The organism is Marinobacter sp. CHS3-4, assembly GCF_030053415.1.
In the GTDB taxonomy this organism is placed as follows: Bacteria; Pseudomonadota; Gammaproteobacteria; order Pseudomonadales; family Oleiphilaceae; genus Marinobacter.
The window spans coordinates 49,493-64,935 of sequence record NZ_JASGBJ010000002.1; the positions used below are offsets into that span (position 1 = coordinate 49,493).

Annotated in this window: 13 protein-coding genes and 1 pseudogene; 13 read left to right on the forward strand and 1 reads right to left on the reverse strand. The window is 54.1% G+C overall.

The genetic code is table 11. The features are described from left to right. Window positions 1–71: 71 nt before the first annotated feature. The 13 genes and pseudogenes from trmJ to der all read left to right on the forward strand — a co-directional run bounded on the left by trmJ (window position 72) and on the right by der (window position 12,910). Window positions 72–917: a tRNA (cytosine(32)/uridine(32)-2'-O)-methyltransferase TrmJ gene (trmJ, locus tag QLQ17_RS08200; protein WP_283209104.1), complete on the forward strand. Its 846-nt coding sequence runs from the start codon at window positions 72–74 to the stop codon at window positions 915–917. 4 nt (window positions 918–921) lie between these two features. Beyond that, a complete protein-coding gene (cysE, locus tag QLQ17_RS08205; RefSeq protein WP_283209105.1) occupies window positions 922–1,695 on the forward strand; it encodes a serine O-acetyltransferase in 774 nt (257 codons plus the stop codon). Window positions 1,696–1,771: 76 nt separating this feature from the next. Further along, window positions 1,772–2,269, forward strand: a complete 498-nt coding sequence (gene iscR / locus QLQ17_RS08210; protein WP_283209106.1) for a Fe-S cluster assembly transcriptional regulator IscR — start codon at window positions 1,772–1,774, stop codon at window positions 2,267–2,269. Window positions 2,270–2,296: 27 nt separating this feature from the next. Further along, entirely contained in the window at window positions 2,297–3,445 is a 1,149-nt protein-coding gene (locus tag QLQ17_RS08215) for an IscS subfamily cysteine desulfurase (RefSeq protein ID WP_283209107.1), read from the forward strand. Window positions 3,446–3,513: 68 nt separating this feature from the next. After that, window positions 3,514–3,942 (forward strand): nucleoside-diphosphate kinase, encoded by a 429-nt coding sequence (ndk, locus tag QLQ17_RS08220; protein ID WP_283209108.1) that lies wholly within the window; start codon window positions 3,514–3,516, stop codon window positions 3,940–3,942. 61 nt (window positions 3,943–4,003) lie between these two features. Further along, complete coding sequence (gene rlmN, locus QLQ17_RS08225) at window positions 4,004–5,116, forward strand: dual-specificity RNA methyltransferase RlmN (RefSeq protein WP_283209109.1); 1,113 nt, start codon at window positions 4,004–4,006, stop codon at window positions 5,114–5,116. 88 nt (window positions 5,117–5,204) lie between these two features. Then, window positions 5,205–5,972 (forward strand): type IV pilus biogenesis/stability protein PilW, encoded by a 768-nt coding sequence (gene pilW, locus QLQ17_RS08230; protein WP_283210134.1) that lies wholly within the window; start codon window positions 5,205–5,207, stop codon window positions 5,970–5,972. Then, window positions 5,965–7,074 carry a RodZ domain-containing protein gene (locus tag QLQ17_RS08235; protein WP_283209110.1) on the forward strand — a complete coding sequence of 370 codons (1,110 nt, stop codon included), beginning with the start codon at window positions 5,965–5,967 and terminating at the stop codon, window positions 7,072–7,074. Before pilW ends, QLQ17_RS08235 begins: the two co-directional genes overlap by 8 nt. A 29-nt stretch (window positions 7,075–7,103) precedes the next feature. Then, window positions 7,104–8,222: a flavodoxin-dependent (E)-4-hydroxy-3-methylbut-2-enyl-diphosphate synthase gene (ispG, locus tag QLQ17_RS08240; RefSeq protein ID WP_283209111.1), complete on the forward strand. Its 1,119-nt coding sequence runs from the start codon at window positions 7,104–7,106 to the stop codon at window positions 8,220–8,222. A 38-nt stretch (window positions 8,223–8,260) separates the two neighbouring features. Then, on the forward strand, window positions 8,261–9,538 hold the full coding sequence (hisS, locus tag QLQ17_RS08245) for a histidine--tRNA ligase (protein ID WP_283209112.1): 1,278 nt from the start codon (window positions 8,261–8,263) through the stop codon (window positions 9,536–9,538). 56 nt (window positions 9,539–9,594) lie between these two features. Continuing rightward, window positions 9,595–10,251 (forward strand): YfgM family protein, encoded by a 657-nt coding sequence (locus QLQ17_RS08250; RefSeq protein ID WP_283209113.1) that lies wholly within the window; start codon window positions 9,595–9,597, stop codon window positions 10,249–10,251. After that, a pseudogene (gene bamB / locus QLQ17_RS08255) lies at window positions 10,251–11,408 on the forward strand (outer membrane protein assembly factor BamB); the annotation flags it as partial. The gene QLQ17_RS08250 and the pseudogene bamB, both read left to right, overlap by 1 nt. 77 nt (window positions 11,409–11,485) lie before the next feature. Next, window positions 11,486–12,910: a ribosome biogenesis GTPase Der gene (gene der / locus QLQ17_RS08260; RefSeq protein ID WP_283209114.1), complete on the forward strand. Its 1,425-nt coding sequence runs from the start codon at window positions 11,486–11,488 to the stop codon at window positions 12,908–12,910. Between the two features lie 2 nt (window positions 12,911–12,912). Here der and QLQ17_RS08265 read toward each other — a convergent pair whose 3' ends face one another. Next, a complete protein-coding gene (locus QLQ17_RS08265) occupies window positions 12,913–15,330 on the reverse strand; it encodes a bifunctional diguanylate cyclase/phosphodiesterase (RefSeq protein ID WP_283209115.1) in 2,418 nt (805 codons plus the stop codon). Between the last annotated feature and the right edge of the window lie 113 nt (window positions 15,331–15,443).

Sequence of the window (15,443 nt, forward strand, 5' to 3'; positions counted from 1 at the left end):
CCGCGGGACAGACCAGGTTTCAAATCTGGTATGATTTGTTTCTTTAACTGATTAACAGAGACTCGGGCGTCATGCATAAATCGGCAATGCCACAGGAAGAAGGTGGCGGATTCGGGGAGAACATTCGTATCGTTCTCGTGGAAACCTCCCATTCCGGTAATATTGGCGCGGTTGCTCGTGGCATGAAAAACATGGGGCTGGGTAATCTGTACCTGGTGAACCCGGTGTCTTTCCCGGACGAGGCTTCGTATGCCCGTTCTTCCGGCGCATCTGATGTGCTGGACAATGCGCACGTCGTTTCCAGCCTGGATGAGGCAATTTCAGATTGTGTGTGCGTTATGGGTACCAGTGCTCGCGGGCGAAAAGTGCCTTGGCCGGTCATCGCACCGCCGGATGCTGCGGCGAAAGCCGCCGAACACGCTCAGGCGGGGCCGGTAGCGTTGGTCTTTGGTCGCGAGAATCATGGTTTGAGCAATGAGGAACTTCAGCGCTGCCACTTTCATATCCATATCCCGTCGAACCCGGATTACAGCTCTTTGAATCTGGCCATGGCTGTGCAGGTTGTTTGTTACGAGTTGCGGATGCACTTCCTCAGAGGCATTGACGGTGTAGAAGCGAGCCCCTATCTGAAACCGATGGTGGCGCCAGGCGACCCTGGCTGGGACGTACCGCCTGCGCCCGTGCAGGATGTTGAAGGTTTTTTCAGTCATCTTGAAGACGTACTGGTGGATGTGGATTTTCACCGCAGGGATAACCCGCGCCAGTTGATGACACGATTGCGCCGGCTGTTTCAGCGGGCCCAGCTGGACCAGATGGAAATAAATATACTCAGGGGTATTCTGACGGCAGTGCAGAAATCAGCCGGCACGACGAATGCGACCAAGAAGGTCGATACAACTGAAAGTGAGCAGGACTGACATTATGTTTAAGCGTTTGAGGGAAGACATCGGGAGTGTGTTTCACCGTGATCCGGCGGCCAGGAATACGTTCGAGGTTTTGACCAACTATCCCGGCCTTCATGCGCTTCTTTGCCATCGATTTGCCCATTGGCTCTGGAATCTGGGGCTCAAGTGGCTGGCCCGTACTTTCTCGACCCTGGCTCGATGGGTGACTGGCATCGAAATCCATCCCGGAGCGACCATTGGCCGAAGGTTTTTTATTGACCATGGCATGGGTGTCGTCATTGGTGAGACGACGGTCATTGGTGACGATGTCACCCTTTATCAGGGCGTTACTCTTGGAGGTACCAGCTGGAATAAAGGCAAACGTCATCCCACATTGGGAAATGGGGTCGTTGTTGGCGCCGGTGCCAAAATTCTGGGGCCATTTGAAGTAGGTGCTGGTGCAAAAATTGGATCCAATTCAGTGGTCACCAAAGCGGTTCCCGAAGGGGCAACGGTCGTTGGTATCCCGGGCCGTGTCGTCGCCAAGCGCAAGGGTGAAGACGAACAGCGCAGGAAGGAAATGGAAGAGCGCATGGGCTTTGACGCCTATGGTGTCACCGAAGAAATGCCGGATCCCGTCGCCAGGGCCATGCGAAGCCTGCTGGATCACATGCATGTGGTCGATGATCGCATCGAGAACATGTGCAAGGCGCTCAGAAAGGTGAGCAGTGAGTATCAGAATGGCGCTTTACCACCGCTCAAGGAAGAGGATTTCGACTGCGTGCGGGAGGACGAGCCGCCGCAACGCTGAATACTTGACTGAAATACTTGGTCAATTCATACTCATCAAGTAATTCTGCGATAAAACCCTGATCGGTGCTGACTGTATGAGATTGACCACCAAAGGCCGCTATGCGGTGACTGCGATGCTTGATCTGGCGCTGCACGGCGATCAGGGCCCTGTTAGCCTGGCTGACATTTCCGAGCGCCAGGGAATATCCCTGTCTTACCTAGAGCAGTTGTTTTCAAGGCTCCGTAGAAAAACGCTGGTCTCAAGCATTCGTGGGCCCGGCGGAGGCTATCAGCTGGGTCGAGGTGCCGACGCTGTTTATATCGCCGAGATAGTGGATGCCGTCAGTGAGTCTTTGGATACAACCCGATGTGGCAACAAGGGCGACTGCCAAAATGGCGAGAAGTGCCTGACACACCACTTGTGGTCTGACCTGAGCGACCAGATACATCAGTTCCTGAGCGATATCAGCCTGGGCGATCTGATGAAAAAGCGTGAAATCCAGGTTGTTGCCGCTCGGCAGAATCATCGCCAGGCAGACGGCGACTCCGAGACGATCAACACTGAACGACTCACAGATCAGGCAACAGCCTGAAAGTCTTAAACAAGTCCTGACACCCCTATGAAGAAACCCGTTTATCTTGACTATGCGGCAACAACGCCCGTAGACCCAGTTGTTGCTGATGAAATGATCAAGTTCCTGACGCCGGATGGCGTGTTTGGAAACCCTGCATCACGAACCCATGGTTTTGGCTGGCAGGCTGAGGCTGCGGTCGAGAAAGCCAGACACCAGGTTGCCAGGCTGATACACGCAGACACTCGCGAGATCGTATGGACGTCTGGGGCAACAGAATCCGACAACCTGGCAATCAAGGGGGCAGTGGAGGGGCGTGACCGTCCGCATATTGTGACGTCTCTGATTGAACACAAGGCTGTGGTTGACACTTGCAAGTGGCTGGAAAGCCGGGGTGTTGAAGTGACTTGGCTTGAGCCGCAGAGCGACGGCCGGATAAACGTCGATCAGGTTTCCCAGGCTTTGCGTGAGAACACCGCGCTGGTCAGTCTGATGATGGTTAATAACGAGCTGGGGTGCGAAACCGACATTGCCAGCATTGGCAAGATGCTCCGCGAAAAAGGCGTGATGTTTCACGTTGATGCTGCCCAGGCGGCGGGCAAGGTAGAGGTCGATGTCGAGGCATTGAACGTCGACTTATTGTCGCTATCCGGACACAAAGTCTATGGGCCTAAAGGCGTTGGCGCTCTTTACGTTCGGCGCTCTGCAGACGTACGTGTTGCCTCCCAGATCCACGGAGGAGGGCATGAGCGCGGTATGCGATCAGGAACGCTGCCAACCCATCAGATCGTTGGCATGGGGCGGGCATTCGAGCTGGCCAGTCAACAGCTGGATGAAGAAAGGGCCAGCCTCGAAAAACTGAGAAAACAATTTCTTGAGAGTCTGTCAGATTTGGAGGGCGTGTCCCTTAATGGCAGTGAAACTCATCGAGTCCCCGGAATTTTGAACCTCGCCTTTGAAGGCGTGGACGCAGAGTCGTTGATGCTGGGTCTGAGAGATCTTGCGGTGTCGTCAGGCTCTGCCTGTTCCTCGGCGACGGTGGAGCCGTCTTACGTGCTTCGAGGGATCGGGCTTTCGGATAAGCAGGCTCATCAGGCGCTGCGCTTCTCTCTGGGGCGTTTCACCACCGCGGAAGAGGTTGAATTTGCAGGCTCCCGGATTGTGGATGCCGTGACACGTCTGCGTTCGGTGCGGTAGGCAGTTGCCCCCGGACTGCGTATAATCCCAACCCTGAAATTTTATTGGAAACCAACTGGAGAGAAATCATGGCAAACGAGCGCACGCTCTCGATTATCAAGCCTGACGCGGTGGCAAAAAACGTGATCGGTGAAATCTATACTCGTTTTGAGAAAGCCGGTCTGAATATCGTCGCTGCCAAAATGATGCATCTGACTCAAGAGCAGGCCGAAGGCTTCTATGCTGAGCACAAGGAACGCCCGTTCTTCAATGACCTCGTTGCCTTTATGACTTCTGGCCCGGTTGTTGTGCAAGTCCTGGAAGGCGAAGGTGCGATCCTGAAAAATCGCGATCTTATGGGTGCGACTAACCCGAAAGAAGCCGAAGCCGGCACTATCCGCGCGGATTTTGCCACGTCGATCGACGCTAACGCTGTCCATGGCTCGGACTCTGCCGCGTCAGCCGAACGCGAGATCGCTTATTTCTTTAACGACAACGAAATCTGCCCACGCGGTTGATCTTGTCGAACCGTGCCGGGCGTTTCCCGGCACGGATTGGTTATCTGATCGAGGTTATTGAATGACAGATGTTGCGGAAAAAACCAACCTGCTGGGGATGCCGAAAGCCAAGCTTGAAGCATTTTTTGATTCCCTGGGAGAGAAGCGTTTCCGCGCAACCCAGGTGTTGAAGTGGATTCACCAGTGGGGTGTGGATGACTTCGATCAAATGACCAATATGAGCAAGTCGCTCAGGGAAAAGCTTAAGGCCGTGGCAGAAATTCGTGGCCCTGAGGTCGTCTATGACGAGTCGTCCAAAGACGGTACCCGAAAGTGGGTAATGCGCATGGACAACGGCAATAGCGTGGAAACCGTGCTGATACCGGATGGTGAGCGCGGAACACTCTGTGTATCGTCACAGATTGGCTGCAGCCTGGATTGCACGTTTTGTTCGACGGGCAAGCGCGGATTTAATCGAAACCTTACGGCAGCGGAAATTATTGGCCAGGTTTGGGTGGCAAGAAAAGCGTTTATGCCGTTTGAACCTGGCCCGGATCGACCTATCACCAACGTCGTTATGATGGGCATGGGCGAGCCTTTGCTCAATTTTGACAACGTCGTAGATGCCATGAACCTGATGATGGAAGATCTGGCCTACGGGATTTCCAAGCGCCGTGTGACAGTAAGTACGTCAGGCGTGATTCCGGCAATCGATCGGTTGGGTGAAGTTACCGATGTTTCACTGGCAATCTCTCTTCACGCCCCGAATGATGAGTTGCGGAATCAGCTCGTGCCACTTAACAGGAAGTATCCGATAGCCGACCTACTCGCAGCGACTCGTCGATATCTTTCTGGGTTGCCGGACAAGCGCAAGGCAACCATTGAGTACACGGTGATCGAGGGCGTCAACGATCAGCCCGAACACGCCCGTGAATTGGCGGTGATCCTTAAAGGGCTGCCCTGCAAGATCAATCTGATTCCCTTCAACCCGTTCCCTGAAAGTGATTTCCGTCGGCCCAGCATGAATGCAACCCGGCGTTTTCAGGATGTCCTCAATAAGGCGGGCTATATTGCAACAATCAGGACCACTCGGGGCGACGACATAGACGCGGCCTGTGGCCAGCTCGTTGGGCGGGTAGAGGATCGCACCAAACGAAGCCAGCGCTACATCCAGGTACAGCAAGTTGCACCGTGAATGGATGGATGTGCCGAACGCGCGAGACACACAACTGGAGAGGTTTAGAACGGTGACTGACAACACAGTTCGCAAGGTTTACCTTTGGATGGCGGTGTTGCTGTCAGTGTTTGTCGTGTCCGGTTGTGTGACAACAACGGATAGCCGCTTCAAGCGCGAAGCGGACAAAGAACAGGCCGTAAAGAATTACGTCCAACTTGCCACGGCCTATATCGGTCAAGGCAACCTGGACCGTGCTCGAAATCACATCGACCGGGCAACGGAAATTGCGCCGGATGAAGCGTCAGTGCTTGCCGCGAAAGGGTTGCTGCTTCAGGCCGACAGCGAAATGGAACTGGCTGAGCAATCTTATCGCCGGGCGTTGGCCGACGATGAAGGTTACACCAGAGGCCGTGTGTATTACGGTGCTTTCCTTTATGGTCAGAAGCGGTTCGAGGAATCCCGCGATCAGTTCGCAGCTGCGTCCCGTGACACAGACTACAAAGACCGTGCATCGGTCTTTTTCAATCTGGGCCTGACCGAGGAGCGACTGGGAGATCTCGACGCGGCTGCCCGTGCTTACAAACGCTCGGTAGAGCTATCACGCGGCAGTGCTGAATCCCTGTTGGCGTTGTCTCGCGTGCTTGTGGCTAACAATAATTATTCTGCTGCCTCTCGCTATTACGGGCGGTTGACCGGGATGATGCAGAGGAACAGCAATCTTCGTCATTCCCCGGAAAGTTTGCTTACCGGTATTCGTATTGCCCACCATTTTGGTGATATCGATCGTGAGGCTAGCCTTGGGCTGCTTTTGAAAAGCGATTTCCCTGACTCCTTAGAATACCAACAATACAAGGCGTTGAAATCTGATGGATAGTGATGAGCCAATACAGCCAGAAGTGGGTGAACCTGCAGGGCAACAGCTCAAGAAAGCCCGTGAAAAGCACGGCCTTAGCCAGAAAGACGTGGCAGACGCTCAGCATTTGCGGGTGTCCATCATTCAGTCCATTGAAGATGGCAAATATGAAGATATTGCCAGCGAATTGTTTCTGAAAGGCTATGTGCGGGCGTATGCAATGCAGGTGGGTGCCGACGCGGACGCATTGATTGAAACGCTCGATGTGGAGCTGGAACCACTTCGCGAAGAGCGTAAAAAGCTTGAGCGTGAGAATCCGCTGATTGATATTGAACGCCGTCGCCGTCGTAAGCGCCAGGTTGCCAAGACTCTGGTTTGGATCCTGATTCTGGTTGGCGCCGCCTACGCAGGCTGGACCTTTTTCATCGAGCCTCGTGTTGCGACAGAAGTCGGAACCTCTGAGGTTGAGGCAGTGGAGGATCAGACTGATACCACCCTTACCAGTCAGCCTGAATCGGAAACGCTCCAAAGTGAGGTGGTTGAGCCTGCTGTTGATCAGCAGGAGGAGGCCGAGGCCACGGCTGATTCCGCTGGCTCTGGCGAATCCGCTGTGTCTGTGACCACGCCAGAGCAGACGTCGGAGCCAAATTCAGCCTTTGAATCGCAGGCAGTCGTCGAAGAGAACACCACATTGGAGCAAGAGCCGTCACCGGCAGTAGAGCCGGAAGAGGTCCCGGATACGGCATCCGAAGAACCGGTTGTGGCCGAAGCAGGTCCGGAGACGGAATCTTCCAACCTGGAAACGGTCAATGTAGAACCCGTCGTACAACCAGACCCGGTTTTCGAAGAAAGTGCTCAGCCTGAGGCGGTTGTTGAGCCCGCTAGGCTGGAAATGACATTTGTGGCAGATTGCTGGGTCCAGATCACCGATTCCTCCGGAGCCAGACTTGTTGCTTCCCTTCAAAGGGCTGGAGAGCAGGTGAGCGTGACAGGAAGGGCACCGCTCAAAGTCATCATTGGTGCCGTGGATGCTGTCGGGGACGTGAGTTTCAGCGGCGAGGCCGTCAATCTTTCAGACTACAGGGTGGTGAATAATCGAACCGAATTCACCCTGTCGCTCTGACCATTTTACTATTGCTCGGTTAGAAGGTTATGAATCAGGAATCTCCAATCGTCAGACGTAAATCCCGTCAAATCATGGTGGGCAACGTGCCTGTAGGAGGCGATGCGCCCATCGCTGTGCAGAGTATGACGAATACCAACACCTGCGACGTTGAGGCAACGGTGAATCAGATTGCCGCGATGCAAGAGGCCGGTGCCGACATTGTCCGGGTGTCTGTACCAAGTATGGATGCTGCAGAGGCGTTCGGCCGTATTCGGTCGCAGGTTTCGGTGCCCCTGGTTGCGGATATTCATTTTGATTACAAGATCGCTTTGCGCGTAGCCGAGCTGGGCGTTGACTGTTTGCGGATAAACCCCGGTAACATCGGGCGTGACGATCGGGTTAGCGCAGTGATCAGTGCAGCAAAAGATGGCAATATCCCGATTCGTATCGGTGTCAATGCAGGGTCGCTCGAAAAGGCGCTTCAGCGTAAATACGGCGAACCAAATGCCGATGCGCTGGTCGAGTCTGCCATGCGCCACATCGACATTCTGGACCGTCATAATTTTCAGGACTTCAAGGTCAGCCTGAAAGCGTCAGAAGTGTTCATGACGGTAGAGGCCTATCGCAAGATTGCCCAGCAGATTGAACAGCCTCTGCACCTTGGCATTACCGAAGCCGGCGGCTTCCGTTCCGGCACGGTAAAATCGTCTATCGGGCTCGGAATGCTGTTGATGGACGGAATTGGTGACACCATCCGGGTATCACTGGCCGCCGATCCGGTTCAGGAAATCAAAGTGGGCTTCGATATTCTCAAAAGCCTGCGGTTGCGCAGCCGAGGTATCAATTTTGTGGCCTGTCCGAGCTGCTCACGCCAAAACTTCGACGTCATCCAGACCATGAACGATCTTGAAGCCCGCCTTGAAGACGTCAACGAGTCCCTGGACGTGGCCATCATCGGGTGTATCGTAAACGGTCCCGGAGAGGCAAAAGTGGCGGATCTGGGCTTGACCGGAGGCAGCCCGAAAAACCTCTTCTATATGTCTGGCAAACCTAACCAGAAGCTGGATAACGCGAACCTGACAGACGATCTGGAACGGTTGATTCGTGAAGAAGTGGCGCGCCGGAAAGAGCAGGAAGAGTCCATCATCACGCGCTCAGTTGATTGATAACACGTCACGAACAAACAGACAGATAAGGTTTTACTTTGGGAAAGATCCAGGCAATTCGCGGGATGAACGATATCCTGCCCGATCAATCGCCGGTTTGGCAGTATGTTGAAAGTACCGTTCGGAAAGTGCTAGCCCAGTACGGCTATCAGGAAATCCGGATGCCAGTGGTCGAGCAGACTGACCTGTTCAAGCGATCCATTGGCGAGGTGACTGATATTGTCGAAAAGGAAATGTACACATTCGACGATCGTAACGGCGATAGCCTGACCCTCAGGCCCGAGGGCACTGCTGGGTGCGTTCGGGCTGCTGAACAGCACGGTCTGCTTTTCAACCAGACACGTCGTCTTTGGTACGCGGGCCCAATGTTTCGCCACGAACGCCCACAGAAGGGCCGTTATCGGCAGTTCCATCAGATCGGGGTGGAATGTTTCGGTATGGTTGGTCCGGATATTGATGCCGAGCTACTGATTCTGACGGCGCGCCTTTGGCAAGAACTGGGTCTATCCGAACATACCCGCCTGGAAATCAACTCCATTGGCAGTTCAGACGCTCGTCGCGAGTTTCGTGCAGCACTGGTCAGTTACCTTTCGGACTATACAGACCAGCTTGATGACGATAGCAAACGCAGGCTCGAGACAAACCCGTTGAGAATTCTGGACAGCAAAGATCCCAGGACCCAGGAAATCCTGCAGGGCGCACCAGTACTTGACCAGTACCTGGACGACGAATCCCGGGAACATTTCCAGGCTCTGCGAGAAATGCTGGACGCCGCCGGGGTGACCTATACAGTGAATACCGGGCTGGTTCGTGGCCTCGATTATTACGGCAAAACAGTCTTCGAATGGGTGACCGACAGTCTCGGGGCCCAGGGTACTGTCTGCGCCGGTGGCCGCTATGACGGACTGGTAGAACAGTTGGGTGGTAAACCAACGGTTGCGGTTGGTTTTGCGATGGGCCTGGAACGGCTGATTCTGTTGCTGGAGACCCTTGATTTGATACCGGCTTCGGTAAATAACGATGCGGATGTGTACGTGACGGCCATGGGCGATAGCGCCGTCGCACCAGCGCTTAAACTGGCCGAGTTGCTGAGAAATGAACTTCCAGCGGCGACGATCATCAGCCACTGCGGCGGCGGTAGCTTTAAAAGTCAGATGAAAAAAGCCGACAAGAGTGGGGCGAAATACGCCTTGGTGCTGGGTGAGAATGAAATTGCTTCAGGAACGGTCGGAGTCAAACCCCTGCGAACCAGTGATGATCAACAGGATGTTGAGCTGACCACAGTGGCGTCGGTGTTAAAGAATCTTTTGAGCTGAGTTTGCTCGGCTCGTAAAATCTTTTTATTAAAACAAGTTAGAGAACGGGAGTCATCATGGCGGAAATGCGCACTGAGGAAGAACAGGTCCAGGCAATCAAGGACTGGTGGAAGAAGAACGGCAGTTCCCTGTTAATTGGTGTCGGTGCAGCACTGGCCATCGTGTTTGGCTGGCAGGCATGGCAGCAACAACAGATGAACTATCGTACCGAGGCTGCTTCCCAGTTTGCCAATCTGATCAATGCCTACACCGATGAATCTCAGGAAGACAGGGCAGAGACTGTTAAATTTGTCGCCGAGACACTGCGTGAAGACTATTCCGACAGCGCTTATGCCGTATACGGCAGCATGATTCTGGCGAAACAGCAGTTGATGGACCAGTCAGACGCGGAGGCTGCCGTTGAGACCCTGAAGTGGGCGAATAGCCAGGTGGACGAGCAGGGGCCGCTTTCACTGATCATTCGTAGCCGGCTTGCACGCGCCCAGTTTGATGCAGAGCAATACGATGCCGCACTGGCGACCATTGACGGTGCCTCGGATGCAGACAGTTTTTCCGCCATTTTTTCTGAGCTGAAAGGCGATGTGCTGCTGGCCCAAGGCAACCCAGAAGCTGCGAAAGAGGCCTACCTTCAGGCTCGCGAGCAGAATATCGAGGGACGTGCCGGTGTGCTTGAGCTCAAACTTGCAGATCTGGGCGTCGGGGAGGGAGCCTGATGCCGGCACTGCTCTTTCGAGTGTCCTGGTTCGGCCGTTGCAGCCTCATTTTACTGAGTTCGTTGCTGGCCGCTTGTAGTTCTACTGATACCTTCGAAAAGCCTGCTCCGGTTCCCGAGATAGCTTCCTCTGTCTATCTCAAAGAGCTTTGGGACATCAGCGTTGGCGATGGTCACGATGAGAGTTTTCTTTATCTGGAACCTCTTTATACCGGTGACGTCATTTACGCAGCGTCGGCTGATGGAGAGATCTACGCTCTGAAGCCAGAGACCGGAAAGATTATCTGGGAGCGTGACACCGATCTGTCGATCATGGCTGGCGTGGGTGGCGACCCTGATCAGCTCTATGTGGTGACTCGCAACGCACAACTTATTGCGCTCTCTCGTGAAGACGGAAAGGAAGCCTGGCGCGCACCGCTGCCTAATGAAGCGCTTGCGGCGCCTCGTTCTAACGGCTCTATGGTGGTTGCGCAAAGTATTGACGGCAAGGTCCATGCGTTTGATGTCGCCAGCGGTGAAAAGCTCTGGCAGTACGACAGTGCCGTTCCGGCGCTATCGTTGCGTGCGGCCGCTTCACCGCTCGTTGGCGCTGATATGGTGTTGGCCTCTCTGGCAAACGGAAGGCTAATGGCGCTGAGCAATGATACCGGCCAGCCGGTGTGGCAGTACCAGGTTGGCGAACCTGCTGGCCGCACGGAGCTGGAACGTCTGGTTGATGTGACAAGCGTGCCTCTGATCCTTGAAAGCGCTGCGATGGTGGTCGGCTATCAGGGCAAGCTGGCGTTAGTGGACATTCAATCTGGCCGTGAAATATGGAGTCGTGGAGCCTCGAGTCTCCACTCTCCCATGATTGGCCAGGGCAATATCTTCCTGTCCAGTGCCAACGGTGACATTATCGGGCTCCAAGGTAATGATCGTCGGGAAATTTGGCGTCAGGACAAGCTTGCCTGGCGGCAGCCGACTCAGCCGATCGTGATAGGTGATTATCTGGTCGTCGGAGATTTCGAGGGCTACATCCACCTTCTTTCCCTCTCGGACGGCACACTCCAGGGGCAGCACTTGTTTGATGACGAAGGTTTGAGAGTGCCGTTCAAGTTGATGGATGACGAAAAGTTGCTGGTTTACGGCAACAGTGGCGAAATGAGTGTTTTTGAACTGACCGATAAAAAGCAGTCATTCTCCAGAAATCGGTCTTGCCCATACCCCAAGGGCCATTTTTGGTGTAGTGAGCCCCTATGACCCCCGTAATAGCACTGGTCGGCCGCCCCAACGTTGGAAAATCAACGCTGTTCAATCAGATGACCCGAACGAGGGACGCGTTGGTGGCCGATTTTCCGGGCCTCACTCGCGATCGCAAGTACGGTGAGGGCAACTACGAAGGCCAACGGTTTATCGTGATCGACACCGGCGGTTTGACCGGCGATGAGGAAGGCCTGGATGCCGAAATGGCCCGGCAGTCCATGCAGGCTGTGGAAGAGGCAGATATCGTCCTGTTTCTTGTTGACGGTAAGGCCGGGTTGAACGGTGGTGATGAATTGATCGCCAGCCACCTCAGGAAAACTGGTAAGCGGGCTCATCTTGTCGTCAATAAAACCGATGGCCAGGACCCCGATATTGCGGCGTCCGATTTCTATGGTCTTGGGTTCGAATCTACCTATCTTATTGCGGCTTCGCACAATCGCGGCATTCGTTCGATGCTGGAGGAACTGCTTCCATCCGCCGAAGAGGTAGAGGAACAGGACAGGGCGGATCGATACCCCGGAATCAGGATCGGAATCGTTGGTCGACCAAACGTTGGCAAATCTACCCTGGTTAATCGGATGCTGGGTGAAGACAGGGTCGTGGTCTACGATATGCCCGGCACTACCCGTGATAGCGTCTACATACCTTACGAACGGCATGATAAGCAGTACACGCTGATTGATACCGCGGGTGTAAGGCGGCGCAAGAATGTCAGTGAGGTTGTCGAGAAGTTTTCGATCATCAAAACGCTTCAGGCAATTGATGACGCCCATGTTGTGATTCTGGTGATTGATGCCAGGGAAGGGCTGGTCGATCAGGACCTCCACCTGATTGGTTTCGTGCTGGACGCCGGGCGCTCTCTGGTGATCGCCGTGAACAAATGGGACGGTATGGATCCGGAAGACCGGGCCAGGGTCAAAGAGCAGGTAGCAAGGCGTCTGGATTTTCTGGATTACGCCGACAAGCACTTTATTTCGGCGCTTCACGGCTCCGGTGTGGGTGTCATGTACGAGTCGGTTCAAGCCTGTTATGAATCAGCCATGGCGAAATGGCCAACCAATCGATTGACCGCCATCCTCCAGGACGCGACGGCTCAGCACCAGCCGCCACTGGTTCAAGGCAGGCGAATCAAGCTACGTTATGCTCACCAGGGTGGCTCGAACCCGCCTGTGATCGTTGTTCATGGAAACCAGACGGATTCATTGCAAGGGTCCTATAAGCGGTACCTGGAGAACACCTTCCGTTCCGTGCTGAACGTGACAGGGTCACCGATCCGCTTCGAATTTCGGTCCAGCGACAATCCCTATGCCAACAAGGTGAGTCGTCTGACGCCCCGCCAGAAGGTCAAGCAAGACAATGATCGAAAGAAAGGTCGACCGATTCGCAAAAAGGCGAGGATGAAAAGCAAGAAGCGTTGATATCAGGCCTTCACGCGGTGGTTCGTTCTTAACCATTCGCAGAACTGGTCTTCCGGCATCGGTTTGCTATAGAAGTAACCCTGTGAAAAATCACACCCTTCCTGTTTGAGGAAGTGCGTTTGCGCTTCCTCCTCGACGCCCTCTGCAATAACCCGAAGATCCAGGCTGTGTGCCATGTTGATAATAGCTTTAACAAGCGATGCGTCGTCGTGTTCTTTCATGACATCCTGAACAAAGGATTTATCAATTTTCAGTGTGTCGAATGGATAGCTCTTCAGGTAGCTCAGCGCAGAGAAACCGGTACCAAAATCGTCGACCGACAGGCGAATTCCGGACTCGTCGAGTTGCCGCAAAATATCTGCAGTTTCAATAGTGTTGTCGAGGATCAGCCTTTCGGTGATCTCAAGTTCAAGCTGGTCCGGTTCCAACCCACTGTCTTCCAGCGCACTCATCACCGTTTCGACGAAAGATGGATCGCGGAATTGGCGGGGCGATACGTTCACTGAAATGCCAATTCTGGTACCGGTCTGTTCCCGCCAACGCATGGCGGCAAGACAGCTTTCTCGCAAAACCCATTCACCAATCGGCGTGATCAGGCCAGTTTCCTCGGCAAGAGGAATGAATCGGTCTGGCATGACCATGCCAAGGCTCGGGTTGCGCCAGCGCAGAAGGGCTTCCGCAAAGGACAGTCGGCCAGTATCGGTGTATACGATGGGCTGGTAATACAGTTCGAATTCCTGCTGCTCCAGCGCTCTCCGCATCAGCGATTCCATCTGCAGGCGCTCGTGGGAAACTTCCGTCATCTCCGGAGTGAATACCGCAAAGGAGCTCTTCCCTTTATTTTTTGCCTGGTACATCGCTGCGTCAGCGTGCTGCAACAGCATCCCACTACTGTCGGCATCCTGCGGGAATATGGAAATGCCAATGCTAGTGGTCACAAATACTTCTTGGCTATTTAGAAGATAGGGGGGCTCGAAGGTGGCCAGAATCCTGTCTGCCACCTGAGTGGTTGCCTCGAGATCCGCCAATCCTGGAAGTATCACCAGGAATTCGTCGCCACCCAAGCGCGCGACGGTACTTGTGCCGCGAAGGCAGCTGGAAATTCGTCGGGCTGCTTCGATCAACAGGTTGTCGCCCGAATCGTGCCCGAGGGTATCGTTAATGTGCTTGAAATTATCCAGGTCGAGGAACATGACCCCCACAAGCGTGTTTTCACGCCTTGCCTGAGCCAGAGCGAGCTTGAGACGATCCAGCGCCAGCATCCGATTGGGCAACCCGGTCAGGATGTCGTAGTTCGCCTGCCTGAGCAGTTGCTGCTCGTAGCGTTTACGGATGCTGATATCTTCACCCAGAATCAGATACCCCGTCGGGTCTCCCTGCGGGCTCTTGATAGGCGTGACAACCAGCTGCTCCCAAAAGCGTTCACCGTTTTTACGGACGCTGTTCACTTCGCCTTGCCAAACACCAACGCGCTGAACCTGCAGACGAATTGACTGCCACAGCTGCTTGCTTTCGCGCTGGGCGTTACTGTCGTCGCTCAAGGTTCCCGGGTGCTTTCCCAATATCGATTCCGGATCGTATCCGGTGAGCTGGGTAAATTTCTGATTGGCATATTCAATCCGCCATTTTCGATCGCAGATCAAGACAGAAGATGGGCTCTGCTCGATGGCCTTCGAGAATTTCCGGATTTCTTCGGCATCCCGTTCCTGGCGTTCAACGTCATCAGACAATCTTTGCCGCATATGGTTGATGGCGTCGGTAACCTGAGCCAGCTCGTCTTTTCGGTTGAGCGTCGTGTCTGGGCGTTCAAGGGTCAGCGGTTCGTCCAGCTTATCGAGTGAGAACCCCTTGGCGTAGTTGGCCATCGTGGTGAGGTGGCGGGTCACAAAGTATTGGAAAATCCAGACTATGAGGATCGAGATAAAAAAAGTCTTGAGAAACTGGGTGGCCAGTATGATCAGAACCTTTTGTTCCAGATCGTTATAGACACGACGTAGATCAGCAGTCACCGTAAGCTCGCCAAGGGTGAACATATCATCACCCTGGTGAATCAGGTCGAATGTGTGGCTTGTCGTGGAAGCTTCACGCGGAATGGCTCCAAGCACCAGCTCTGAATCTGGCTCAATTTTCAGGCGCAAATGAACGATGTCGGGCAGGCTGAGAATGCCCTCTAACTGAGTCTGTAGCAGTTTCTGGTCCAGCGCCCAGAGACTGCGAGCGAGACTGGAAGCATAGCCGGTTTCAACAACCTGCATTCGTCTGTCGATCTGGGAAATATCTTTTCGGAAATCGGAATAAATCTGGATGGCAGAGCTGACAAGTGTGAAGGCGGAGCTGAACAGCAGGATGTACGCTAGCAACCTGAAGGACAGGGGCGAGCCGGTTTTAAAATGCTGGAGGCGAGTCAGAATTTTCTGCATGTTCCAGAGACAACACCAGATCGGTTAGTTAAGCAACCTCTGGACTATAGCAGTAGTAGTTAAGAATTTCCTCGCAAATGCCGGAAATTAGAGCAAATTGTCTCGAAAGTCTT

Coding starts and splice junctions, on each gene's coding strand:
- trmJ (WP_283209104.1), top strand. CDS start 72: ATGCATAAATCGGCAATGCCACAGGAAGAAGGTGGCGGATTCGGGGAG.
- cysE (WP_283209105.1), top strand. CDS start 922: ATGTTTAAGCGTTTGAGGGAAGACATCGGGAGTGTGTTTCACCGTGAT.
- iscR (WP_283209106.1), top strand. CDS start 1,772: ATGAGATTGACCACCAAAGGCCGCTATGCGGTGACTGCGATGCTTGAT.
- QLQ17_RS08215 (WP_283209107.1), top strand. CDS start 2,297: ATGAAGAAACCCGTTTATCTTGACTATGCGGCAACAACGCCCGTAGAC.
- ndk (WP_283209108.1), top strand. CDS start 3,514: ATGGCAAACGAGCGCACGCTCTCGATTATCAAGCCTGACGCGGTGGCA.
- rlmN (WP_283209109.1), top strand. CDS start 4,004: ATGACAGATGTTGCGGAAAAAACCAACCTGCTGGGGATGCCGAAAGCC.
- pilW (WP_283210134.1), top strand. CDS start 5,205: ATGGCGGTGTTGCTGTCAGTGTTTGTCGTGTCCGGTTGTGTGACAACA.
- QLQ17_RS08235 (WP_283209110.1), top strand. CDS start 5,965: ATGGATAGTGATGAGCCAATACAGCCAGAAGTGGGTGAACCTGCAGGG.
- ispG (WP_283209111.1), top strand. CDS start 7,104: ATGAATCAGGAATCTCCAATCGTCAGACGTAAATCCCGTCAAATCATG.
- QLQ17_RS08250 (WP_283209113.1), top strand. CDS start 9,595: ATGGCGGAAATGCGCACTGAGGAAGAACAGGTCCAGGCAATCAAGGAC.
- der (WP_283209114.1), top strand. CDS start 11,486: ATGACCCCCGTAATAGCACTGGTCGGCCGCCCCAACGTTGGAAAATCA.
- QLQ17_RS08265 (WP_283209115.1), bottom strand. CDS start 15,330: ATGCAGAAAATTCTGACTCGCCTCCAGCATTTTAAAACCGGCTCGCCC.